Source organism: Serratia sp. K-E0102, assembly GCF_029962625.1.
Classification (GTDB): Bacteria; Pseudomonadota; Gammaproteobacteria; order Enterobacterales; family Enterobacteriaceae; genus Serratia; species Serratia sarumanii.
Genome location: NZ_CP124754.1, coordinates 3,578,171 through 3,599,545 on the forward strand (window position 1 = coordinate 3,578,171; position 21,375 = coordinate 3,599,545).

Consider the following 21,375-nt stretch of genomic DNA (forward strand, 5'->3'; position numbering starts at 1 on the left):
CCTGCAAACCGCAGCGAGATAGGCCACGGCCGGCAGGGAACGGGCATCAGCCGTCACTTAGCCACAAAGTGGCGGCTGAACCCGGGCGGGATCTGTCTTTGCCTCAGGCGTCGGCCTGCGGCTCCGGCTCAATGACCGGCGCGGCCTCATCGAAATGCGGCTGCGGCTGGTTGGTCAGCTTGGACAGAATGCTCGCCAACGTTTGGCGCATTTCCGGACGGCGAACGATCATGTCGATCGCGCCTTTTTCGATCAGGAACTCGCTGCGCTGGAAGCCCGGTGGCAGTTTCTCGCGCACGGTCTGCTCGATGACGCGCGGGCCGGCAAAGCCGATCAGCGCTTTCGGCTCGGCGATGTTGATGTCGCCCAGCATCGCCAGGCTGGCGGAAACGCCGCCCATGGTCGGGTCGGTCAGCACGGAGATGTACGGCAAGCCGCGCTCCTGCATCTTGGCCAACGCCGCGCTGGTTTTCGCCATCTGCATCAGCGACATCAGCGCTTCCTGCATGCGCGCGCCGCCGCTGGCGGAGAAGCACACCAGCGGACAGTTGTCCTCCAGCGCCTGCTCAACCGCACGCACGAAACGCGCGCCGACCACGGAAGACATCGAGCCGCCGATGAAGGCGAATTCGAAGGAGGCCGCGACGATCGGCATGCCGTACAGCGTGCCCTTCATCACCACCAGCGCGTCTTTCTCGCCGGTCGCTTTCTGTGCGGCGACCAGACGATCTTTATAGCGCTTGGAATCCTTGAATTTCAGAACGTCCTTCGGCTCCAGATCGCTGCCCAGCTCCACTTCGCTGCCTTCGTCCAGCAGGGTATGCAGACGCGCGCGCGCGCCCATGCGCATGTGGTGGTCGCACTTCGGACACACTTCCAGATTACGCTCCAGCTCGGCGCGGTAGAGGACCTGGCCGCAGCTGTCGCATTTGGTCCAGACCCCTTCAGGAATGCTCGCCTTACGGGTTTGTGTGATATTGCTCTTGTTAAGAATTCGTTCAATCCAGCTCATCGATGACCTTTCTGTTTGAACCTGGCACACGCCAGTCCGCTGTTCATGCTTTAACAATCCCCCTGAAAACACCCCAATGAAAAAATGCCCGTTCGCGGCGCGGCAAGCGCGGCGACTGAGGCATCGGCTTCAGGGTTGTTCGCAGGAACAGACCATAATGTCGCTCATTAAACCATATCGGCCCGACGCTGTGGACAAAAAACTGGTCGAACCGACAGGTTAAGCGATGTTTTTACTGTTTTTGCTGGCGGGCGGCCGCGCGCTTGTGGCGCCAAATTTCAATCACGCCCGGCAGAATCGAAACAATGATGATCCCGACGATCAACAGTTTCAGGTTCTCCTGCACCACCGGCAGATCGCCGAACAGGTAGCCAGCATAAGTGAAGAGCAGCACCCAAACCAGTGCGCCAATCACGTTGTAGGCGGCGAAGTGGCGATAGGACATATGCCCCATACCGGCGACGAACGGCGCAAAAGTACGCACGATCGGCACAAATCGCGCCAGAATAATCGTTTTTCCACCGTGCTTCTCATAGAACTGGTGCGTCTTGTCCAGGTAGCTGCGGCGGAAAATTTTCGAGTTCGGGTTGCTGAACAACTTCTCGCCGAACAACCGCCCGATAGTGTAGTTCACCGCATCGCCGAGGATCGCCGCCACCACCATCAACGCCACCATGGTGTGCACGTTCAGATCGTTGGTCGGCAACGCCGCCAGCGCGCCGGCGACAAACAGCAAAGAATCCCCCGGCAGGAACGGCGTTACCACCAGACCGGTTTCGCAAAACAGGATCAGGAACAGAATAGCGTAGACCCACATGCCGTATTGTGCGACCAGTTCGGCCAGGTGCACATCAATATGCAGAATGAAATCAATAATAAACTTGATGATGTCCATAAATTCTCTCATTGATACCGGGTGTTTCAATCACCCGGCAGAAGCACAAGGGAGCGACGCGTTCAGGCGTGCCGGCGTTTAATCGTCGGGCAAAAACAGCGGCCCCATCGGCGGCCGCGGTAGACCAAAGTGGTCGGGATAATCCACGGCAACCAGATACAGCCCCTCGGCTCGCGCCGTCGCCGCCGCCAGATTGCGATCCTTCAACGCCAACAATTCGGCCATCCAGTTCTCATCCTGATTGCCGCAGCCGATCTCCATCAGGCTGCCGACGATGTTGCGAACCATGTGATGCACAAAGGCATTCGCCTTGATATCTACCACAATATATTCGCCGTAGCGCGTAACCTTAACGTGTTTTACGCAGCGCCACGGGGTGCGCGACTGGCACTGCACCGCGCGAAACGAAGTGAAGTCGTTCTCGCCCAGCAGCGCCTGCGCCGCCCGGTGCATGCGATCGGCGTCCAGCGGGTGATAAAAGTGCGTCACCCCCTGTTGCAGCACCGCCGGCCGGTAGCGATGGTTGAAAATAATATAGCGGTAGCGGCGCGCGGTGGCGCTGAAGCGCGCATGGAAATCGTCGGCGACGGGGCTCACCCAGCGCACCGCGATGTCCGGCGGCAGATGGGTGTTCACCCCCATCGTCCAGGCGGCGTCCTTGCGGCGCGCGGTGGTTTCGAAATGCACCACCTGCCCGGTGGCGTGCACTCCGGCGTCGGTGCGCCCGGCGCACAGCACGCTAATCGGCGCATCCGCCACCTTGCTCAACGCCTGCTCCAGGCGTTGCTGCACGCTGGCCACTTCTTGCTGCCGCTGCCAGCCGTAGTACCGGCTGCCGTCATATTCGATGCCCAGCGCGATCTTCAGCGTCGGCTGAGCGGGCGAGACCACCTCAGACATCAGTACATCTGCTCCTGCACCAGACGCTCGGCGGTTTCGACAGCCATCAACGCGCCGCCGAAGCGCACGTTGTCCGCCACCGTCCAGAACTGCAGCAGCTCGGGGATGCCGTAATCGTTACGCAGACAACCGATGCTGAGCGCATCGCTGCCGGAGGCGTCGGTGACCTGAGTCGGGTAATCGTCCTCTTCGCTCAGCTGAATGTCCTCGACCTCTTCCAGCTCGCTGCGCGCCTCTTCGGCGGACAGAGGGCGCAGCGCTTCCAGGTGCACCACCTGCGCGTGGCCGTAAAACACCGGCGACTGAACGCAGCTCACCGAAATCGGCAGCCCTTCATCCTGCAGCACCTTGCGCACCTGATCGACGATCAGGCGTTCTTCGCGCACGCTGCCCTGCTCGTCGGCAATCAGCGGCAACAGGTTGAACGCCAGCTGCTTGCCGAAAACGCCTTCCTCCGCCGGGATGCCGTTCAGCAGGCGCGCGCTCTGGCCGGCCAAGTCGTCCACCGCCGCCTTGCCGCGCGACGATACCGACATCAGCGTGGTGACGTGCAAACGCGACAGCCCCGCCTGTTCGGTCAGCGGCTTGATCGCCGTCAGCAGCTGGCTGACCATGCTGTCGGCCACCGCCACAATGTTGCGGTTGCGGTAATCCGCCAGCACCTGCGGGTTGACGCCCGGCACCACCAGCGGCACATCCGGCTCCATGGCGAACAGGCCGCTGGTGTCGATCACCAGGCAGCCCATGTTGCCGGCTTCTTCGGCATAGCGCGCGGAAGCGTCGCTGCCGGCGACGAAGAAGGCCAACTGCGCCTGCGACCAGTCGAACTCTTCGGCGTTTTGCACCAAAAGAGACTTGCCGTTGAAGCGCACATTGGCGCCCGCGCTGCGTTCGCTTGCCAGAGGATAGAGCTCACCCACCGGGAACTGGCGATCCTGCAACAATTCCAGCAACGCTTCACCTACCGCGCCAGTGGCGCCGAGCAGCGCGATATTCCAGCCGTCAGACATCGGGTTTTCTCCAGAGTATTTCATTCATAAAAGCAGACGGGCAGTGCAGCCACCGCCCGATAATCTTTGCCGCTCACTGTAGCGGCGTTGGCTTAAGACAACCTTACGCGCTATGCCACGCTGAAGCCCAGCTTGCCGAGCAGCTCGGCGCTGGCGCTGTCATCGCATTGCACGGCCAGCGAAGACCACTCGCGGCGCTCCTGGTAGTGCTTGCGCAGGCGATCGAATTCGCCCGGTTGCCCGGCGACTTTGCGCAGCGGCGCATCATCGCGGCGCACATCATACACCAAGTGCATCAATCGTTTTAACCGCGCTTCATCCAGCGGCCCGTTGAGTCGGATCTGGCTGAACTCCGGCACCGGCAGCAGCGAGGCCAGCGCCACCTGCTGCGGCTGCCCCAAATGGCGGCTGAACGCCTCGAACACTTGGGTGGTGCCGCGCGCCTTGCCTTCCAGCGTATACCCGGCGATGTGCGCGGTGCCGATATCCACCCGCGCCAGCAGCGGCAAGGAGAGATCCGGCTCCGGTTCCCACACGTCCAACACCGTGCTCAGCTTTTTGCCTTTTTCCAGCGCCTGCAGCAGCGCGGCGTTGTCCACCACCGGCCCGCGGCAGGCGTTGATCAGAATGCGGTTGTCAGGCAGCGCCGCCAACAGCTCGGCGTCCGCCAGATGCAGCGAATGGTATGGGCCGGATTTATTCAGCGGCGTATGGAAGGTCAGCACGTCGGCCTCGGCCACCAGCTTCTCCAGCGGCCAAAACTCCCCGGCGTCGCCGCGATCGGCACGCGGCGGATCGCACAGCAGCGTGCGCACGCCCAGCGCCTTGAGGCGCGCGTCCAGGCGGGAACCGACGTTGCCCACGCCGATGATGCCGACGGTTTTATCCCGCAGGTGGAAGCCGTCGCGTTCGGCCAGCAGCATCAAGGCAGAGAACACATACTCGACCACCGCAATGGCGTTGCAGCCCGGCGCGGCGGAAAAACCGATGCCCTGCCGTTGCAGCCAGGCGTCATCGACGTGATCGGTGCCGGCGGTGGCGGTACCGACAAAGCCGATGCGGCTGCCGGCCAGCAAGGCTTCATTGACCTTGGTGACCGAACGCACCATCAGCGCATCGGCATCCGCCAGCGCCTCGCGCGGGATCGGGCGGCCCGGCACCGCCTGCACGTCGCCCAGGCGGCTGAACAGCTCGGCCGCGTACGGCATATTTTCATCAACCAGAATTTTCACTGCGTTCTCCGACGGTTTACGGCTATTTGTCTGCGAAATAGTGTGCCACTGAATCATGCACGGCGAAAGCGCTCAGGGGTGGTGCCGGCGATCTGCTGGAACATGACGATAAAGGCCGACGCGGAGCTGTAGCCGACGTCCAGCGCCACGTCCTGCACCGTCTTGCCCTGCTCGAGCAGCGACACGGCGTGCAGGAAACGCAGACGCTGGCGCCATTCGCTGAACGACATGCCCAGATCCTGCTGGCAGCGGCGCGACAGCGTACGCTCGGTGGTGTAGACCCGAGCCGCCCACGCCGCCAGCGAGGTGTTGTCCGCCGGGCAATGTTCCAACGCTTCCAGCACCGGCGCCAAAAACTTGTCGTCCGACGACGGCAGATAGGTTTGCTGGCGCGGCGACAGACGCAGCTGGTCGATCAGCACCTGACACAGGCGCAAATCCTCCTCCGCCTGCGGAATGTACTGTTTGCGCGCATAGAAATCCTCGGCGATGGCACGGAAGATTGGCGTCACGCTCACCAGGCAGGGATCGGCGGGCATGCCGGCGCACAGTGCCGGCGTGATGTCCACCATGCGGCACTGCGCCAGCCGTTGGTTGTAACAGGAGTGTTCGATGCCCGCCGGCGCCCACAGCACGAACTCCGGCGGCGCCAGAAAGCGCTGCCCGCCGATGCGCAGCACCATCACCCCGGCTTTAACCCACATCAACTGGCCCCAGGTGTGGCTGTGCGGCTGGAATTCGGTGCGCGCATTGAACTCCTCGCAGCGGAACTGCACCGGGTTGGGTGCCGGGATCAGCGACTCGGGAAAATGGCGGATTTCTGGCATGGTTTCGTCCCGTGATTTGTCTTGTTTACGCCAATTTTTGTCTGGATATCGCTATATATGATAAACCGGACACGCGTAGACTAGCCAGCATGTTGGACGTTATTGAGAATAATTATCATGAATATGCTTTTCCCGCTGTTGGCCGTGCTGATTTGGTCGATTAACGCCGTCGTCAGCAAACTCTCCGCCACCGCCATCGATCCGGCGGCCATCTCGCTCTACCGCTGGCTGCTGGCGTTGATTGCCCTGACGCCGTTCGTGCTGCCGGGTGTGCTGCGCAACTGGGCGCAGGTGCGCGCCAACTGGTGGAAATTGATGATCCTCGGTTTGCTGGGCATGGTGCTGTACCAAAGCCTGGCGTATTACGCCGCACACAGCGTCAGCGCGCTGTTTATGGGCATCATCGTATCGCTGATCCCGCTGCTGACCATCCTGATCAGCATCGTACTGCTGCGCATTGCGCCAACCGTCGGCGTGCTGCTCGGCAGCATACTCTCCTTCTGCGGCCTGATCTGGCTGGTCAGCGGCGGTCAGCCCGGCGTGCTGCTGCAGCACGGTATCGGCAAGGGGGAATTGATGATGCTGCTCGCCACCGCCTCTTACGCGCTGTATGGCGTGTTGACCAAACGCTGGGCCATCGCGCTGCCGAACTGGCAATCGCTGTACGTGCAGATCCTGTTCGGCGTGCTGCTGCTGCTGCCTAATTTCCTGATGGCGCAGGATGTCGGCTTGAACGGCCATAACCTGCCGCTGGTGCTGTTCGCCGGCATTCCGGCTTCGATCATCGCCCCGTTCCTGTGGATCCAGGGCGTGATGCGCCTGGGCGCCAACACCGCCTCGATCTTCATGAACCTGGCGCCGGTGTTTACCGCCGCTATCGCCGTGCTGTTCCTGCATGAGCAGCTGCACGGTTACCACCTGATCGGCGGCGGCATCACCCTGCTGGGCGTTATCCTGTCGCAGCGGCTGCGCACGCCGCTGACGCGTAAAGCCAAAGCCCCGGCGGCCAACGTCGAGTCCTGCAAAGAACAGGCTTAAGGCAGCAGCCTAAATCGCACCCGCACCAACAGGCCGCCCAGCGCGGCGGAGCTCAGCAGCTCCGGGCGGGTGCCGTGATAGGCGGTGATGTCCTTCACCAGCGCCAGCCCCAGGCCGGCGCCCGGCTGATCGCCCACGTTGTCCAGCCGGTGAAACGGCTGCAGCGCCAGCGCCTTATCCTGCAAGGCGATGCCGGGGCCGCTGTCTTCAATCTCCAGCACGCCTTCCCCCGCCGCCTTATCCTGAGTGAGGCGGGCGGTCACTATCCCCTGACGCGGCGTGTATTTCAGCGCATTGTCCAGCAGATTGGCGCACAGTTCGGCCAACAGCAGCGGCTCCCCCGCCACCTGACACGCCGCCTCGCCTTCGAAACCCAGATCGATCTGTTTGCTGCGCGCCTGCGGCAAGCGGGAAAAGCAGGCGTCGCGCAGCACCTGCGCCAGATTGACCGGCTGCAGCTGGCGCTCGGCCTGGTGCTCGCTGGCCTTCAGGCGTGAGAGGTGCAGCAGGCGATCGGTCAGCGCCACGGTATTATCCAGCGTCGCGCTCATCGCCTGCAGGCTTTCACGCCACTGCTGCGGCCGATCGCTGGCCAGCGCCACCCCGACCTGAGTCTTCAACACCGCCAGCGGCGTGCGCAGCTGGTGGGAGGCGTCGGCGCTGAAACGTTCCTGACGCGCCACCATCAGCCGCAGCCGTTCGATGTAACGATTGAACGCCACCAGCAGCGGCTGCATCTCCGACCACGGCAACACCCGCGGCAAGGGCGTCAGCTCGCCCGGATCGCGCCGCAGCATGATGCCGGAGAGTTTACGCATCGGTTTCAACACCCGCTTGAGCAGCGCGAACGCCAGGATCAGGGTCAACACCACCACCGTGCCCTGGCTCAACAGCGCCGCGATCATCATCTGCCGCGCCAGGTAACGGCGCGACTCCAGGGTTTCCGCCACCAAAATGGTCGCCATGCCGCTCACCCCCGACTCGTTGACCGGTTGAAACAGCGCCGCCACGCGGATCGGCCGGCCGAGGTATTCCGCATCGTAAAAATGCACCAGCGCCGGGTAGAGCGTGGAACGCGGGATATGGGGCGGCAAAGGCGGCAAATCGTCATAGCCCGAAATGCTTTTCCCCTGCGGCGAAATCACCTCGTAATACAGCTGATCGTTCATGTTGCGCTCGAAGCTGTCGAGCACCACATAGGGCACATCGACCGCCAGCTTGCCTTCGCGCACCACCAGCCGCTCCGCCACGGTGCGCGCCGACGCCAGCAGCGTGCGATCGTAGGCCAGGGTGGCGGCGCTCATGGCGCTGAAATAGTGGGTGTAGATAGAGATGCCGCCCAACGCCAGCAACGGCAGGCCAAAAAACAGCAGCAGTTGATAGAACAGCGAACGCGGCGCGTTAAACCACCGCATTGCACAGCTCCAGGCTGTAGCCCAGGCCGCGCAGCGTGACGATCGCCACGTCGCTGCCCTGCAGCTTTTTCCGCAGGCGGTGTACGTAAAGCTCGATGCTCTCCGGGTTGGCTTCGTCGGACAGCGTGAACACCTGTTCGAACAGCTGTTGCTTGGCCACCGGGCGGCCGCGCCGGTGCATCAGCGCGGTCAGCACCGCCAGTTCGCGCGGCGTCAGCGCCAGCGGCTTGCCCTCCAGCAGAAAATAGCCTTCGTCGTGATAGGTCAACGCGCCGTATTGCAACGCCGGCTGCGGGGCGCCGACGCTGCGGCGCAGCAGCGCCCGGATGCGCGCTTCCAGCTCGTCCAGTTCGAACGGCTTGGTGAGGTAATCGTCCGCCCCCAGATTCAGGCCTTTCACCCGGTCGGCCACGTCGGTGCGTGCCGTCAGCAGCAGCACCGGCAGATCCTGCCCGCGCTTGCGCAGGCGCGCCAGCAAATCCAGGCCGTTCATACGCGGCAGCGCCACATCCAGCACCGCGAGCGCATAGCGTTCGTTGAGCAGCAGGTGATCCGCCGCCACGCCGTCCGGGGCGACGTCAACGGCAAAGCCGGCGCCGGTCAGCGCCTTTTGCAACCAGTGAGACAGCTCGGGGTGATCTTCAACCAATAACAGTCGCATGTTCCCATTCCATTGATTTACCTGAACAACCTGGCGCCGACACGGCGCCTGTTAACAGGCCGATAACAGAGAATGGCATGGAAAATAAGGGGATAAAAGAGCGCCGCGCCGCCAGTTTTGGGAGCTGGCACACAATTATGCGTATGGGGCGCGATCGCAGGGCGGTGTCAGATCAGCGGAATGGGGCTATCGGCAACGGCAATGTCCAGCACCGGGCGCAGTTTGTCGGCTGTAAACGGTGAAGATACCAGCACGGAGCGGTTGTTGACGGCAAACACCAGATCGATGCCGGTCACGCAGGCGGTCATCTGGCAAGCATATTTTTCACCGTCGGCGTTGACGAAATGCAGCTCAAAAACGCCAACGTCGGCACGCAGTCGCTTTAAACGGCACTGCCCGGCTTTTCCCGTCATTTCAGCGTAAACCTCAGGCAACCGTTTAATCGCACCTACTTTGGCGCTGTCCCTGCCACCAAACAATTTCCCTAACGAAAACATATCACTGCGTCTCTATTCATTTCACCGATCGTGATTTTATCGCGAAAGCAGAACGGCAAACCTGATATTACGCAGGATTTTGCCCGGTTTTGCGCCCTGTTCTTGCCTGCTTTTCTATGGTAGCGCATCCGTTATTCGCCGGCGACAAGAGACCCTAATCACAGACTGGAAACTTTTCCGGCCACTGAAAGGTAAATGAAAGGTTGTTGTTTTAACAATCCTGCAACCGCACCCGGCGGGATTTCACAATCAGAACAATACCGAGGGCAAGTCACAATGAAAAAAATAATGACCCGTACCTTTACCGCCGCCGCCCTGCTGCTGGCAGCCAATCAGGCCTTTGCCGTGGAAGCGCCCAAACGCACCGAATGCATCGCGCCGGCCAAGCCCGGCGGCGGCTTCGATCTGACCTGCAAGCTGATTCAGGTGTCGCTGCAGGACACCAAGGCCATCGATAAACCGATGCGCGTCACCTATATGCCCGGCGGCGTCGGCGCGGTGGCCTACAACGCCATCGTCGCGCAGCGCCCGGCGGAGTTCGGCACCGTGGTGGCCTTCTCCGGCGGTTCGCTGCTCAATCTGGCCCAGGGCAAGTTCGGCCGCTACAACGTGGACGACGTGAAATGGCTGGCGGCGGTCGGTACCGACTACGGCATGATCGCGGTGCGCGCCGACTCGCCTTACAAAACCCTGAAAGACCTGATGGACGCCTTCCAAAAAGATCCCAACAGCGTGGTATTCGGCGCCGGCGCCTCCATCGGCAGCCAGGACTGGATGAAAACCGCGCTGCTGGCGCGCGAAGTCGGCGTGGATCCGCGCAAGATGCGCTACGTGGCGTTCGAAGGCGGCGGCGAGCCGGTCACCGCGCTGCTCGGCAACCATATCCAGGCGGTCTCCGGTGATCTGAGCGAGATGGTGCCTTACCTGCAGGGCGACAAGATCCGCGTCCTGGCGGTGTATGCCGAGCAACGTTTGCCGGGCCAGCTGGCCGACATTCCGACCGCCAAAGAACAGGGATACAGCCTGGTGTGGCCGATTATTCGCGGCTTCTACGTCGGGCCGAAAGTCAGCGATGAAGAGTATCAGTGGTGGATCGACACCTTCCAGAAAATGATGGCGACCGACGAATTCAAGCAGCAGCGCGATCTGCGCGGCCTGTTCGAATTCAACATGACCGGCAAAGAGCTGGACGCCTACGTGAAGAATCAGGTTGCCCAATACCGTGAGCAGGCGAAAGTGTTCGGCCTGGCCAAATAACCGCAGGGGAAAACCATGAGCGATCGTATTTTTGCCGGCTTTTGGCTGCTGCTGTGTATCGGCGGGCTGTTCATCGGCTGGGGCATCCAAAGCGAATACAGCTATGAACCGCTGGGGCCGCGCCCGTTCCCGCTGGCGATCCTCAGCCTGATGGCGCTGTGCTCGGCCCTGCTGTTGCTGCGCCGCCCGCAGGCGGTGGAGTGGCCGCACAACAAGGTGCTGCAGCGGCTGTTGGTGCTGGTGATCACCCTGGTGCTGTATGCCTGGGGCTTTGAATGGCTGGGCTTCCCGCTGGCGACCGCGCTGCTGACGTTCAGCATCGGCCTGCTGTTTCAGGCCAGCCTGCCGGCGGCGGCGATCTCCGGCGTCGTCATGGGCGCAGTGCTGTATTACGCCTTTGACCGCCTTCTTGATGTCACACTGCCGCTCGGCGCCTGGCTGAGCTAACGGGAGCGATGATGGATACCTGGATGTATTTGACCCAAGGGTTCGAAGTGGCGCTGGTGCCGCAGAACCTGATTATCGCCCTGATCGGCTGCTTCGTCGGCACCATCGTCGGCCTGCTGCCGGGCCTCGGGCCGATCAACGGCGTGGCGATCCTGCTGCCGCTGGCGTTTGCCCTCAAGCTGCCGGCCGAATCGGCGCTGATCCTGCTGGCGACGGTGTATATCGGCTGCGAATACGGCGGGCGCATCTCGTCGATTCTGCTCAACGTGCCGGGCGACGCGGCGGCGATCATGACCGCGCTGGACGGCTACCCGATGGCGCAGCAGGGGCGCGCCGGCGTGGCGCTGTCCATCTCGGCGGTCAGCTCGTTCGTTGGCTCGATGATCGCCATCGGCGGCATCATCCTGTTCGCGCCGCTGCTGGCCCGCTGGTCGCTGGCCTTCGGCCCGGCGGAGTATTTCGCCCTGATGGTGTTCGCCATCGCCTGCCTCGGCAGCATGATGAGCCAGAACCCGCTGAAATCGCTGCTGGCGGCGCTGATCGGCCTGGGGCTGGCGACGGTGGGCGTCGACGCCAATACCGGCGTTTACCGCTTTACCTTCGACAGCGTGCACCTCTCCGACGGCGTGCAGTTTATCGTGGTGGTGATCGGCCTGTTCTCGGTCAGCGAAATCCTGCTGATGCTGGAAAGCACCAGCGCCGGACAAAAGCTGGTGCGTAAAACCGGCCGGTTGCTGTTCAACCGCAAAGAGGCGGCGCAGTGCGCAGGCCCTACCCTGCGCTCGTCGGTGATCGGCTTCTTCGTCGGCATTCTGCCGGGCGCCGGCGCCACTATCGCCAGCGCGCTGACCTACATGACCGAGAAGAAAATCAGCGGCAACAGCGACACCTTCGGCAAGGGCGACATCCGCGGCGTAGCGGCGCCGGAAGCGGCCAACAACGCCTCTGCCTGCGGTTCGTTCATTCCGATGCTGACGCTGGGGGTGCCGGGTTCCGGCACCACGGCGGTGATGATGGGCGCGCTGACGCTGTACAACATCACCCCCGGCCCGGCGATGTTCACCGAACAGCCGGATATCGTCTGGGGGCTGATCGCGGCGCTGCTGATCGCCAACGTCATCCTGCTGATCATGAACCTGCCGCTGGTCGGCCTGTTCACCCGCATGCTGACCATCCCGCTGTGGTTCCTGGTGCCGGCGATCGCCGCGGTTTCGGCGGTGGGGGTTTATGCGGTGCACAGCACCACCTTCGACCTGCTGCTGATGGTCGGGTTGGGCGTGTTCGGCTACATCCTGCGGAAAATGCACTTCCCGATGTCGCCGCTGATTCTGGGCTTCGTGCTGGGTGAGATGCTGGAGCAGAATCTGCGTCGCGCGCTGTCGATCAGCAACGGCGAGTTCGGCATCCTGTGGAGCAGCAGCATCGCGCAAACGCTGCTGGTGCTGGCGGTCGCGGTACTGGCGCTGCCGCCGCTGCTGCGCCTGATGCGCAAACGCCGCCAATCGGCGATCGAGGCCAAGGCCGAGTAACGCGAAACGGGCGGGGAATCCCCGCCCGTTGCGTTTAACGGCGCAAGGCCGCAATTCCCCTTTCCAACGCATCGATATCGCCATCGGCGAGCAGGGGCTGAATCACCGTAAAGTCCGCCTCGGACAAGTCATAGAGGCGCAAGGCAAGCAACCGCGCGATGACTTCCGGCGCGAACCGCCAACGGATAAACCTCGCCGGATTACCGCCGACGATGGCATAAGGCTCAACATCGCCGGCCACCACGCTGCCGGCGGCGACGATCGCCCCCTCACCTATCGAGATTCCCGGCATCAGCATCGCCCGCATGCCGATCCAGCAACCGTCGCCCAGCCGGGTATCGCCTTTGGGGCGGTACGCCTGCTTGATGGTTGCCATAAACGGATACAGGCTCAGCCAGTCGATGCGATGGGTATGGTTGCCGCCCATCAGGATCACCGCTTCGGCCGCGATGCACACGTAATCGCCGATCAGCAGGCGGTCTATGTCGCCCAGCGGCTGCCATTGCCGGCTGACCGCGTCGCCGTGCAGATAGCGCACTACCGAGCGTTCGAAGCCGTTATCCCAACAGTCGCTGTAGTAGCTGTGGGTGCCTTTGACGATAATGTTCGGGTTGGTCACCGTCTGATGCAGCAGCTCGGTGTTGGACCAGTGTTTTTCGGACATGGCGTATTCTCTGGTTACGGGAATAAAAGCCACGGAACGGAATGTCTGTGGCCGTGTTGTCGTTCACTCAACACGGCCATTCAAGCGATAAGCGCTCGTTTCAATCTCGGGTTATTCATCATTACGGCCTCTCTTGCGAGGCGTAATGGTAGCCGATCACGCCTCGGCGGTCTTGCTTTTCAACAGCAGCACCCCGCCCATCACCAGCGCGCTGCCCAGCAGCTGCAGCTGATTCATGCTCTCCCCCAGCAGGAAATAGGCGATCACCGCGGTGAACACCAGCTCCAGCGACAGGATCAGGTTGGCCACCGCCAGCGGCAGCGTTTTCAGGCTGATATTGTACAGCCCGAAGCCCAGCAGCGTCGGCCCGGCGGCCAACGCCAGCAGCAACAGCCAGCCGCTCCATTGAATGCCCTGCGCACCGTGCGACAGGAACCACAGAGAGCCGGCCATGCCGTGGAACGCCGCCAGCGGGAACGCCGTCAGCGCCGCGTTGAACACCAATTGGTACAGCGCCGAAAAACCGAACACGTACAGGATGGTGTTCCACACCGGATAGCCGCGTTCGCTGGCCACCCGCCCGCCGAGGGTATACAGGGTATAGCCGATGCCCGACAACATCCCCACCAGCAGCCCCAGCAGATCGAAGTGGCTGTTCCCCATACTGTCGCCGTTGCTGACCAGGAAGCAGCCGCCCAGGCTGATGGCGATCACCAGCAATTGGCGCAGCGTCAGGCGTTCGCTGTACATCACCCAGCCGAGGAACACGGTAAAACCCACCGAACAGTAGGTCAGAATGGTCGCCACCGATGCGCCGTTCAGCGCCACCGACAGCGTCCACAGGCTGTTGAACAGCGCCAGCAACAGCCCGTAAAGCGCGTAGAAAGCCACCTGTTTACGGCGCAGGCGCGCCCACTGCGGTTTCACCAGCAACAGCAGCGGCAACAGCACCAGCGCCACCAGCGCCGCGCGCCAGAACGCCAGCACGAAGGTCGGCAGGTGATAGTACTCGGTCAGCGCGCGGATGATGATGGCGGTAAAGGCCAGCAGCATCGCGCTGATAATGGCGATGGCGTAACCCTGGCTGCTGCCCTGAAAAAGACGCGCGCCGGGCAGCGCCGGCCGGGCGGAAACGCCTGACGGTAATGACATGAGATCCTCGGAAAAATGGCGACATAAATGCTCAGGCGCACAGTGTAACGCGGCCATTTTTTCTCACTATAGCCACTTTGCGGCGTTGTCATGCAGGCCACTTTTCTGCGCTTGAAGCCCTGTTGACATGGGGTATAGTAAAAACCTCTCTCCATAACCGGGCCAATTTCCCATGCATATCCCGTTGGATCGCGAGCAGGACGTTCCGCTCTATTTACAGATCGAAGAAGCGCTGCGGCGCGCCATCCTCACCGGCGTGTTTGTCGATGGCGACAAACTGCCCTCGACGCGCACGCTGGCGGCCGAACTGGCGGTCAGCCGTTTAACGGTGGATAACGCCTACGCCGAACTGGCGGCCAAGGGCTTTTTGCATCAGCGGCGCGGCAGCGGCGCCTATGTCGCGCATCCGCAGATGCAGGCACGCCCGGCCCGGCCGAGCAGCGATGCCCCTTTCCCGCTGGAAAGCTTCACCACCCTCACCTCGCGGCTGGACGGCTACGCCGACGCCCCGCTGCCGGAGGGGCTGATCAACTTCGCCGCCGGCGTCGGCAGCCCTAAGGTGTTTCCGCTGGAGGCGTTTCGCAAAGTGCTGCTGTCGGTGCTCAGCCGCCACGCGGAAGAGGCCTTCAGCTACGGCGAATACTGCGGCTACTACCCGCTGCGCGATACGCTGAGCCGCATTCTCAGCGCGCAGGGCATCCCCACGCAGGCGGAACAGGTGCTGATCACCAACGGCTCGCAGCACGCCATCAGCCTGGTGGTGCAAAGCCTGCTGGCGCCGGGCGATACGGCGATCGTCGAAGAGCCGACCTACGCCGAAGCGCTGGGCCTGCTGCGCCAGCACCGCGTCAATATCGTCACCGTACCGGGCGACCGACACGGCATGCGGGTGGATTTGCTGCCGGAATTGTTAGAACGCCACCGTCCCAAACTGATCTACACCATCCCCAATTTCCACAACCCGACCGGCCGCTGCCTGAGCGAGGCGCGTCGGCGACGCCTGCTGGCGATCGCTCAACAGGCCGGCGTGGTGATCCTGGAAGACGACTTCGTCGGCGATCTGCGTTATCAGGGCAAACAGCTGCCGTCGCTGCGCGCGCTGGCGCAGCCGGGCGCGGTGATCTACGTCAGCACCTTCTCCAAAATGCTGCTGCCCAGCATGCGCATCGGCTATCTGGTGGCGGACAGCGAACACTATCAGCGCTTCGCAAGGCTGAAGCACGTCGACAGCTTCACCAGTTCCAGCCTGATCCAGCGGGCGCTGGACGCTTTCGTCACCGTCGGCCGTTACGACAAGCAGCTGCGGCGCGCCGGGCGCGTCTACCGCCGCCATCTGGAGGTGATGATTGACGCCTTGCAACGGCGGCTGCCGTCGGGATGCCGCTTTGAAACGCCGCAGGGAGGCTTGTTTATCTGGCTGACGCTGCCGGCATCAATGACCACCGCCGAGCTGATGCCGGTCGCCTGGCGATACGGCGTGACCTTCGCGCGCGGCGAATGCTTTTATGCGCAGGAACATTTGGGCGCGCACGGCCTGCGGCTGAATTTCGCCGCCAACTCGCCGCCGCAGATTGAAGAAGGTATCGCCCGGCTATGCCGGGCGATTGAGGAGGTGATAACGGAGAAAAACGCCGGTTAGACGGCGGCCCACCACAGCCGCAGCTTCATCCCCCAGTAGCTGGTCCAGCCGGTGGTGGTCTGCACCACCTTGCCCTGCGAGACCACCACGAAGGTCGGCGTCACGCCAATCTGCCACTGCGCCGAGAGCGTACCGGCCGGATCGTTGACCACCGGCAGCGCCAGCCGTTTGCGCGCCAGCCATTGTTTCACCTGGGCATCGTCGCCCGAGCGCAGCGCGACGGTCAGCACGTTGCCGCCCGCCGCCTGCAAACGGGCGACGTCCGGCGTGGTGAAACGGCAGACGCCGCACCAGCTGGCCCAGAAGTAAACCAGCAGCGGCCGCTCATGGCTGAGCTGCGCCAACGACACACTCTCGCCATCCAGCGTGGTCAGGGTCTGGGCATCGAAGGCCGGCGGCGCCTGCGGCGCGTTCAGCCAATCCATCACCGTCACCACCGCCAGCGCGATCAGCGCCAGCAGCAGCAACTCGCGCCCCCAGCGCTTGAGCTTAGCCATTGTTGGCCTTCGCCAACTGCTGTTTCACCATCGCTTCCAGCTCTTCATAGGATACCGCCCCCGGCAGCATCCGATCGCCGATCAGCGTCGCTGGCGTCCCCTGCACGCCCAGTTGCTCCGCCAATTCCATGTTGGTGCGCAGCGTGGTCATGCTCTGCTCGCTGGGCGCCACCGCCTTGACGCCGGTTTTCTCTTGCGCGGCGGCGATGCTGGCGTTGTCGTGGAAGCCCTTTTTCGCCATCAGCCGCTGGTGCAGGGCCCAGAATTGATCCGGATGTTGCTGCCAGGTGGTGAGCGCCACGCGCGCCGAACTGACCGAGCTTTCGCCCTTGAACGGCAGCAGTTTCACCACCAGCGCCACGTCCGGGTATTGCTTGACGATCTTCTCCAGCATCGGATCGAAACGCTTGCAGTACGGGCAGTTATAGTCGGTAAAGGTCACCAGCGTCAGCTTGGGGTTGGCGGCGCCCAGGCGCGGGCTGGCCGGATCCTGATACAGCGTTTTGGCGTTCTGCTTGATAGCCTGGCTGATCTGCTGGCCGGCGGTTTGCTGCTGCCAGGCGTCCACCGCCTGCGCCAGAATGTCCGGGTTAGACACCAACGTTTCGCGGATCATCTCTTTGATACGCGCCTCTTGTGCCGGAGTGAAAGGCTCGGCGGCCCACACCGGGGCGGCGATGATCATCAGTAAAATCAGTAGCTTTTTCATTGTTCGGTTCCTTTGGCATGGGAAAGGGATTGCAGCACGGCGTCACGGGTCAACAGCGGGGATAACACCTCGCCCTCCGGACTGCCGGGGCCATAGATTTGGTTGAAAGGCACGGCGACGCTGCCGCGCTTTTGCAGGAAGGCGCTGATGTCGGCCGACGGGCGGCTCCAGTCGCCGCGCAGCGCGACCACGTCGTCGGCGCTCAGCGCGCGCTGCACGTCATCGCGCAACAGCACATTGAATTTGTTGGCTTTACAGGTCACACACCAGTCGGCGGTCACGTCGACGAACACCCGCTTATGCTGGGCCAGCGCTTCGGTAATCGCCTGTTCGCTCAGCGGTTGCCACTGCACCCGATCCTGCAACGGCTGGCGCCACAGGCCGGCGGTCAGCGATCCGGCCAGCAAGGCCACGCCCGCCAGCACCAACGTGCCCGCCGCCAGCTTGGCCGCCAACCGTGCGCCCTGTTGACGCCACACCGCCAGCAGCAACGCCAGCAGCGCCAACGCCCCCAGCCACAGCGTGGCCTGCACGCCGATATGGTTACTCAACAGGCTCAGCAGCCACAGCGACGACGCCAGCATCAGCAGCCCCATCGCCAGCTTGACGGTATTCATCCAGCGGCCGGGGCGCGGCAAGCGCAGCGCCAGCGACGGCCAGGCGGCGATCAGCAGCCACGGCAGGCTCATGCCGATGCCGAGCGCGATGAACATGCCCCACAGCACCGGCAGCGACGCCGCCAGCGCGAAGGCCACCGCCGTGCCGAGAAACGGCGCCGAGCACGGCGTCGCCAACAGCGTGGCGAACGCGCCCTGCCAGAAATGGCCGCTCAGCCCCTGCCCGTTATGGGTGGCCAGCGACGTGTTTAGATCGGACGAGAGGCGCAGGTGGAACAGGCCAAACAGGTTGGCGCTGAACAGCAGCGTCACCAGCACCATAAAACCGATAAACCACGGATTCTGGAACTGAATGCCCCAGCCGAGCGCATGGTTGCCGAGCCGCAGCAGCGTCATCAACAGGGCCAGCGCCATAAACGAGGCGACGATACCCAGCGACGACGCCAGGAACTGCAAACGCACGCTGCGCCGATCGCGATGCTCCACCTGCAGGATGGAGCCGAGCTTGATGCCCAGCACCGGCAGCACGCACGGCATCAGGTTGAGGATCAACCCGCCCGCCAGCGCCATCAATACCGCCTGCCACAGCGGGAACGCCGCACCGACGGGCGCGGCCAACGGATCGCCAATCGGCAGCGTAATCTGCTGCGCCATGCCGCCGTCGTCGATCACCAGCGTCAGCGTTTTGCCGCGCAGATCCGGCGCCGCATCGCCCCAACCGTCGCTGACCGGCACCCCGGCGGCGATCGGCACCTGCCCCATCGCCTGCGCGAAGTCGTGGTTAAACTGCGGATCGTTCGGCGTCGTCAGATCCAGACTGAACGGGTAGTCGGTCAGAATGCAGACGTTGCTGCAGGTGGACAGCGTCAGGGTGCCCGCCAGCGGGCCGGATACCGGGCCTGACATCACGATCGGCAGCGTGACCCGATCGTGATAGCCCTGGGTGGAAATGCCGGCCACTTCGAAACGCTGCGGCGTCGGCCAGTGCCAGGTCGCCGGCGGCGGGTTGCCCTGCCAGACGATAGCCGGCGCGATGCCGCCTTCGCCAGGGGAACGCCAGTAGGTTTTCCAGCCCTTTTGCAGCTCGACCGACAGCAGCAGGCGGGTCTCCCCCGGCTGTGACGTGTCGGCGCGCAGCCGCACCTTGGCATGATCGTTGGCCGGATTTTGCAGCCAGCCGCTGTCCGCCGCCTGCAAGGCAGGTAGCCACAGCATAAACAGGCAAGCGCAGGCCAGCCTGATAATTTTCAACATGTTAATTCTCCATAAATGATTAAATCACCGCGAAAAACGGGCGATTAACTCATTCACGGAAGACGCATAATCGAAGGTGCACCCTGAGGGTGGGGGGTGAAATGGCGCGGAGAGGAGGAATGCGCAGGCGCGCGGCGATGGTCGGCGCCAACAGCGCCAGCAGCAGACCCAGCCCGAACAGCACGGTTTCGAACATCACCGGCGGCGCGGCCAGCAATGACTTGGCGCTCAGCTCACAGGGCGTCGGCTGCGCTTCGGCGGCGGTATCACCGGACTGAACGGCAGTGGCCGCCGGGATCCCCAGCGTTTGCTGCAGCGCATGCAGGCCCGCCATGCGCTGGGTCATGCACGTCAGCACCACCAGGCAAGCCAGGCATAAAAACCATTTTGCAATCCGCTGCCGTTTAACCATGCCATCCTCACGTTCGGGTCTGGGGCTATCTTAGCGGCGCGGGCGCGATTAGCAACGTTTTGTCGGTAAAGAAATGTCTGAGCGGCGGTATTGATGGCGGCGATTTACAGGTATCATAGTGGGTAAGCCTGCGCTTTTCGCCGGGTACGATGATGATTCTCTCCTCCAGGCATTCTGCGGGGATACACAGCGAAGGACTGGTGATATGCAACCTTTGAGTGGGCCGGGCACCCCAATCGCCGGCGAACGCCCTCCCTCCCCGGGCAAAACGGCGGCCACTGACGATCAACCCCTCTCTCCGGCGCAGCGCACGACGCTGGAAAAGCTGATCGTGAAAATCATGACGCTCAGCCCGGCAAAGCCGGCGGAGATCTGGGCGACTCTGCGTCACGATCTCGGCGCCGATAACGGCGGTGAACTGCTGGCGCGTCATTTTCAACCGGCGGAACAGCTGCTGCAAACGCGCCTGACGCAGGCGCAGCAAAACCATGCCGGGCGCCAGCTGTTGCAACAGCTGGCCGAATTGCTGCCGCAGGGCAACAATCGCCAGGCGGTCAGCGACTTTATTCGCCAGCAGTTCGGCCACACGGTACTGAGCCAGCTGAGCCCACCACAGCTGCAGCAGGTGCTGAATCTGTTGCAAACCGGCGGCCTGGCCATTCCCCAGCCGCAGCAAACCGCCACCAGCGATCGCCCGCTGCTGCCCGCAGAGCATCAAAGCCTGCAGCAGCAGGTCACCAAACTTAGCGCGGCCACCGGTGAAGCGCCGGCTAAAATCTGGCAAACGCTGTTTGATTTGGCGGGCGTGAAAACCAACGATCCGCTGCCGGCGCGCCACTTCCAGCTGCTGAACCAATTCTTGCAGGTGAAGGTGGCCCTCAGCCCGCAGAGCGCGCCGACGCTGAACAATCTGCTGGCGGCACTCAAGCAGCCGGCGGACGAGCAAGAGCTGCAGCAGATGAACGACTATTGCCAGACGCGCTTCAACTGCGGCGCCAATGCGCCTCTGACGCATCCGCAAATGAGCGACGCCATTCATCAGCTGTTTGCCCGCCGCCTGGAGAAGGCCGGCCAGGCGCAGCCGATCGTCAGCCAGCCCGTCGAGCCGCAGCCGCTGCTCAACCCGCTGATCGCCGCCCTGCCGCTGCCGCTGCAAAAAGCGCTCAGCAAGCCTGCCGCGGCGCTGATCCTGCTGCTGGTGGCGCTGGCGATCGTACTGGCGCTGGTGTTTTAACACCTCAGGCGCAGCCGCAGTCCTCAGCAGCCGCCCGATCGCGCAGCGATCCCGGCTGTTCGTCGATGGCCAACGGATGGCCGTCGCGCAGCCAGAAATCCAGCCCGCCGATCAGCTCCTTCACCCTGAATCCCTGCTTCGCCAGTTTGTAGGCGCCTTTGGTGGAACCGTTGCAGCCGATGCCGTCGCAGTAGGTCACATACACCTTTTGGCGATCCAGTTGCGCCGTGCCGGCTTCATCCATCAGGCGATGCGGCAAGCTGATCGCCCCGGGGATATGCCCGGCGGCGTACAGCGCCTCTGCGCGGGTGTCGATCACCACTATCCCGTCCACGCCGTTGCGCAGATCTTCCGCCACGTCCCAGGCATCCGCATAGCGGCTCAGCTTGGCCGCCAGGTAAGCCAGGCTCTCTTCCGGCGCCGCCGGTGGAAAAGCCAGCACCAATGATTCTTTCGACATACCACTCACTCCCGTGC

General features: G+C 63.0%; 22 protein-coding genes. 6 read left to right on the top strand and 16 right to left on the bottom strand.

The features are described from left to right. Positions 1 to 103 precede the first annotated feature (103 nt). The 6 genes from accD to SSARUM2_RS17100 all read right to left on the bottom strand — a co-directional run bounded on the left by accD (position 104) and on the right by SSARUM2_RS17100 (position 5,876). On the bottom strand, positions 104 to 1,012 hold the full coding sequence (gene accD, locus SSARUM2_RS17075; protein ID WP_025303691.1) for an acetyl-CoA carboxylase, carboxyltransferase subunit beta: 909 nt from the start codon (positions 1,010 to 1,012) through the stop codon (positions 104 to 106). 232 nt (positions 1,013 to 1,244) lie between these two features. Further along, a complete protein-coding gene (locus tag SSARUM2_RS17080; protein ID WP_019453745.1) occupies positions 1,245 to 1,907 on the bottom strand; it encodes a DedA family protein in 663 nt (220 codons plus the stop codon). 78 nt (positions 1,908 to 1,985) lie between these two features. Continuing rightward, a complete protein-coding gene (gene truA / locus SSARUM2_RS17085; protein WP_033635351.1) occupies positions 1,986 to 2,807 on the bottom strand; it encodes a tRNA pseudouridine(38-40) synthase TruA in 822 nt (273 codons plus the stop codon). Then, positions 2,807 to 3,817 (bottom strand): aspartate-semialdehyde dehydrogenase, encoded by a 1,011-nt coding sequence (locus SSARUM2_RS17090; RefSeq protein ID WP_033635352.1) that lies wholly within the window; start codon positions 3,815 to 3,817, stop codon positions 2,807 to 2,809. The genes truA and SSARUM2_RS17090 overlap by 1 nt, the downstream gene beginning before the upstream one ends. A gap of 110 nt (positions 3,818 to 3,927) precedes the next feature. Further along, a complete protein-coding gene (gene pdxB, locus SSARUM2_RS17095) occupies positions 3,928 to 5,049 on the bottom strand; it encodes a 4-phosphoerythronate dehydrogenase PdxB (RefSeq protein ID WP_041036078.1) in 1,122 nt (373 codons plus the stop codon). Positions 5,050 to 5,102: 53 nt separating this feature from the next. Next, the gene (locus SSARUM2_RS17100) at positions 5,103 to 5,876 is read right to left on the bottom strand and encodes a helix-turn-helix transcriptional regulator (RefSeq protein ID WP_033635354.1); all 774 of its coding nucleotides are present in this window, start codon (positions 5,874 to 5,876) and stop codon (positions 5,103 to 5,105) included. Positions 5,877 to 5,993: 117 nt separating this feature from the next. Here SSARUM2_RS17100 and SSARUM2_RS17105 point away from each other — a divergent pair, with 117 nt between their 5' ends. Further along, on the top strand, positions 5,994 to 6,914 hold the full coding sequence (locus SSARUM2_RS17105) for a DMT family transporter (RefSeq protein WP_060438452.1): 921 nt from the start codon (positions 5,994 to 5,996) through the stop codon (positions 6,912 to 6,914). Here SSARUM2_RS17105 and SSARUM2_RS17110 read toward each other — a convergent pair. The 3 genes from SSARUM2_RS17110 to SSARUM2_RS17120 form a co-directional block, all read right to left on the bottom strand. Beyond that, positions 6,911 to 8,329: a sensor histidine kinase gene (locus tag SSARUM2_RS17110; RefSeq protein ID WP_033635356.1), complete on the bottom strand. Its 1,419-nt coding sequence runs from the start codon at positions 8,327 to 8,329 to the stop codon at positions 6,911 to 6,913. The genes SSARUM2_RS17105 and SSARUM2_RS17110 overlap by 4 nt on opposite strands. Next, positions 8,316 to 8,990: a transcriptional regulator TctD gene (gene tctD, locus SSARUM2_RS17115; RefSeq protein WP_033648064.1), complete on the bottom strand. Its 675-nt coding sequence runs from the start codon at positions 8,988 to 8,990 to the stop codon at positions 8,316 to 8,318. The genes SSARUM2_RS17110 and tctD overlap by 14 nt, the downstream gene beginning before the upstream one ends. 167 nt (positions 8,991 to 9,157) lie before the next feature. Then, positions 9,158 to 9,487: a hypothetical protein gene (locus SSARUM2_RS17120; RefSeq protein ID WP_033648065.1), complete on the bottom strand. Its 330-nt coding sequence runs from the start codon at positions 9,485 to 9,487 to the stop codon at positions 9,158 to 9,160. Positions 9,488 to 9,763: 276 nt separating this feature from the next. Between SSARUM2_RS17120 and SSARUM2_RS17125 the strand changes: the two genes are divergently transcribed. Genes SSARUM2_RS17125 through SSARUM2_RS17135 form a run of 3 tightly spaced genes read left to right on the top strand, consistent with a single transcriptional unit; the run spans position 9,764 to position 12,720 of the window. Further along, a complete protein-coding gene (locus tag SSARUM2_RS17125) occupies positions 9,764 to 10,744 on the top strand; it encodes a tripartite tricarboxylate transporter substrate binding protein (protein ID WP_033635359.1) in 981 nt (326 codons plus the stop codon). A 15-nt stretch (positions 10,745 to 10,759) separates the two neighbouring features. Next, positions 10,760 to 11,191: a tripartite tricarboxylate transporter TctB family protein gene (locus SSARUM2_RS17130; RefSeq protein ID WP_033635360.1), complete on the top strand. Its 432-nt coding sequence runs from the start codon at positions 10,760 to 10,762 to the stop codon at positions 11,189 to 11,191. Between the two features lie 11 nt (positions 11,192 to 11,202). After that, the gene (locus tag SSARUM2_RS17135; RefSeq protein WP_033648067.1) at positions 11,203 to 12,720 is read left to right on the top strand and encodes a tripartite tricarboxylate transporter permease; all 1,518 of its coding nucleotides are present in this window, start codon (positions 11,203 to 11,205) and stop codon (positions 12,718 to 12,720) included. A gap of 34 nt (positions 12,721 to 12,754) precedes the next feature. Here SSARUM2_RS17135 and SSARUM2_RS17140 read toward each other — a convergent pair whose 3' ends face one another. Both SSARUM2_RS17140 and SSARUM2_RS17145 read right to left on the bottom strand, forming a co-directional pair. Next, on the bottom strand, positions 12,755 to 13,384 hold the full coding sequence (locus SSARUM2_RS17140; RefSeq protein ID WP_033653746.1) for a CatB-related O-acetyltransferase: 630 nt from the start codon (positions 13,382 to 13,384) through the stop codon (positions 12,755 to 12,757). A gap of 156 nt (positions 13,385 to 13,540) precedes the next feature. After that, positions 13,541 to 14,536, bottom strand: a complete 996-nt coding sequence (locus SSARUM2_RS17145; protein WP_048321839.1) for a DMT family transporter — start codon at positions 14,534 to 14,536, stop codon at positions 13,541 to 13,543. A gap of 172 nt (positions 14,537 to 14,708) precedes the next feature. Here SSARUM2_RS17145 and SSARUM2_RS17150 point away from each other — a divergent pair, with 172 nt between their 5' ends. Then, positions 14,709 to 16,175, top strand: a complete 1,467-nt coding sequence (locus SSARUM2_RS17150) for a PLP-dependent aminotransferase family protein (RefSeq protein ID WP_060438451.1) — start codon at positions 14,709 to 14,711, stop codon at positions 16,173 to 16,175. On the opposite strand, the gene SSARUM2_RS17155 is transcribed toward SSARUM2_RS17150, so the two are convergent. The 4 genes from SSARUM2_RS17155 to SSARUM2_RS17170 are packed head-to-tail and all read right to left on the bottom strand — an operon-like array spanning position 16,172 to position 19,664. After that, entirely contained in the window at positions 16,172 to 16,672 is a 501-nt protein-coding gene (locus SSARUM2_RS17155; RefSeq protein ID WP_033648071.1) for a protein disulfide oxidoreductase, read from the bottom strand. The genes SSARUM2_RS17150 and SSARUM2_RS17155 overlap by 4 nt on opposite strands. Further along, on the bottom strand, positions 16,665 to 17,381 hold the full coding sequence (locus SSARUM2_RS17160) for a DsbA family protein (protein ID WP_033648072.1): 717 nt from the start codon (positions 17,379 to 17,381) through the stop codon (positions 16,665 to 16,667). Before SSARUM2_RS17160 ends, SSARUM2_RS17155 begins: the two co-directional genes overlap by 8 nt. Next, a complete protein-coding gene (locus tag SSARUM2_RS17165) occupies positions 17,378 to 19,252 on the bottom strand; it encodes a protein-disulfide reductase DsbD domain-containing protein (RefSeq protein WP_282488500.1) in 1,875 nt (624 codons plus the stop codon). Before SSARUM2_RS17165 ends, SSARUM2_RS17160 begins: the two co-directional genes overlap by 4 nt. 49 nt (positions 19,253 to 19,301) lie before the next feature. Beyond that, the gene (locus tag SSARUM2_RS17170) at positions 19,302 to 19,664 is read right to left on the bottom strand and encodes a hypothetical protein (protein ID WP_060438450.1); all 363 of its coding nucleotides are present in this window, start codon (positions 19,662 to 19,664) and stop codon (positions 19,302 to 19,304) included. Positions 19,665 to 19,869: 205 nt separating this feature from the next. Here SSARUM2_RS17170 and flk point away from each other — a divergent pair, with 205 nt between their 5' ends. Beyond that, a complete protein-coding gene (gene flk / locus SSARUM2_RS17175) occupies positions 19,870 to 20,898 on the top strand; it encodes a flagella biosynthesis regulator Flk (RefSeq protein ID WP_039564954.1) in 1,029 nt (342 codons plus the stop codon). 4 nt (positions 20,899 to 20,902) lie between these two features. On the opposite strand, the gene SSARUM2_RS17180 is transcribed toward flk, so the two are convergent. After that, positions 20,903 to 21,358 (bottom strand): rhodanese-like domain-containing protein, encoded by a 456-nt coding sequence (locus tag SSARUM2_RS17180; RefSeq protein WP_060438449.1) that lies wholly within the window; start codon positions 21,356 to 21,358, stop codon positions 20,903 to 20,905. Between the last annotated feature and the right edge of the window lie 17 nt (positions 21,359 to 21,375).

Bases quoted from the DNA above. Each gene is read 5' to 3' on its own strand.
- SSARUM2_RS17145 (WP_048321839.1), bottom strand. From the start codon at position 14,536: ATGTCATTACCGTCAGGCGTTTCCGCCCGGCCGGCGCTGCCCGGCGCG.
- SSARUM2_RS17125 (WP_033635359.1), top strand. From the start codon at position 9,764: ATGAAAAAAATAATGACCCGTACCTTTACCGCCGCCGCCCTGCTGCTG.
- SSARUM2_RS17110 (WP_033635356.1), bottom strand. From the start codon at position 8,329: ATGCGGTGGTTTAACGCGCCGCGTTCGCTGTTCTATCAACTGCTGCTG.
- SSARUM2_RS17100 (WP_033635354.1), bottom strand. From the start codon at position 5,876: ATGCCAGAAATCCGCCATTTTCCCGAGTCGCTGATCCCGGCACCCAAC.
- SSARUM2_RS17130 (WP_033635360.1), top strand. From the start codon at position 10,760: ATGAGCGATCGTATTTTTGCCGGCTTTTGGCTGCTGCTGTGTATCGGC.
- SSARUM2_RS17180 (WP_060438449.1), bottom strand. From the start codon at position 21,358: ATGTCGAAAGAATCATTGGTGCTGGCTTTTCCACCGGCGGCGCCGGAA.
- flk (WP_039564954.1), top strand. From the start codon at position 19,870: ATGCAACCTTTGAGTGGGCCGGGCACCCCAATCGCCGGCGAACGCCCT.
- SSARUM2_RS17120 (WP_033648065.1), bottom strand. From the start codon at position 9,487: ATGTTTTCGTTAGGGAAATTGTTTGGTGGCAGGGACAGCGCCAAAGTA.
- SSARUM2_RS17090 (WP_033635352.1), bottom strand. From the start codon at position 3,817: ATGTCTGACGGCTGGAATATCGCGCTGCTCGGCGCCACTGGCGCGGTA.
- truA (WP_033635351.1), bottom strand. From the start codon at position 2,807: ATGTCTGAGGTGGTCTCGCCCGCTCAGCCGACGCTGAAGATCGCGCTG.
- SSARUM2_RS17150 (WP_060438451.1), top strand. From the start codon at position 14,709: ATGCATATCCCGTTGGATCGCGAGCAGGACGTTCCGCTCTATTTACAG.
- SSARUM2_RS17165 (WP_282488500.1), bottom strand. From the start codon at position 19,252: ATGTTGAAAATTATCAGGCTGGCCTGCGCTTGCCTGTTTATGCTGTGG.
- SSARUM2_RS17135 (WP_033648067.1), top strand. From the start codon at position 11,203: ATGGATACCTGGATGTATTTGACCCAAGGGTTCGAAGTGGCGCTGGTG.
- SSARUM2_RS17170 (WP_060438450.1), bottom strand. From the start codon at position 19,664: ATGGTTAAACGGCAGCGGATTGCAAAATGGTTTTTATGCCTGGCTTGC.
- SSARUM2_RS17080 (WP_019453745.1), bottom strand. From the start codon at position 1,907: ATGGACATCATCAAGTTTATTATTGATTTCATTCTGCATATTGATGTG.
- tctD (WP_033648064.1), bottom strand. From the start codon at position 8,990: ATGCGACTGTTATTGGTTGAAGATCACCCCGAGCTGTCTCACTGGTTG.
- SSARUM2_RS17155 (WP_033648071.1), bottom strand. From the start codon at position 16,672: ATGGCTAAGCTCAAGCGCTGGGGGCGCGAGTTGCTGCTGCTGGCGCTG.
- accD (WP_025303691.1), bottom strand. From the start codon at position 1,012: ATGAGCTGGATTGAACGAATTCTTAACAAGAGCAATATCACACAAACC.
- SSARUM2_RS17140 (WP_033653746.1), bottom strand. From the start codon at position 13,384: ATGTCCGAAAAACACTGGTCCAACACCGAGCTGCTGCATCAGACGGTG.
- SSARUM2_RS17160 (WP_033648072.1), bottom strand. From the start codon at position 17,381: ATGAAAAAGCTACTGATTTTACTGATGATCATCGCCGCCCCGGTGTGG.
- SSARUM2_RS17105 (WP_060438452.1), top strand. From the start codon at position 5,994: ATGAATATGCTTTTCCCGCTGTTGGCCGTGCTGATTTGGTCGATTAAC.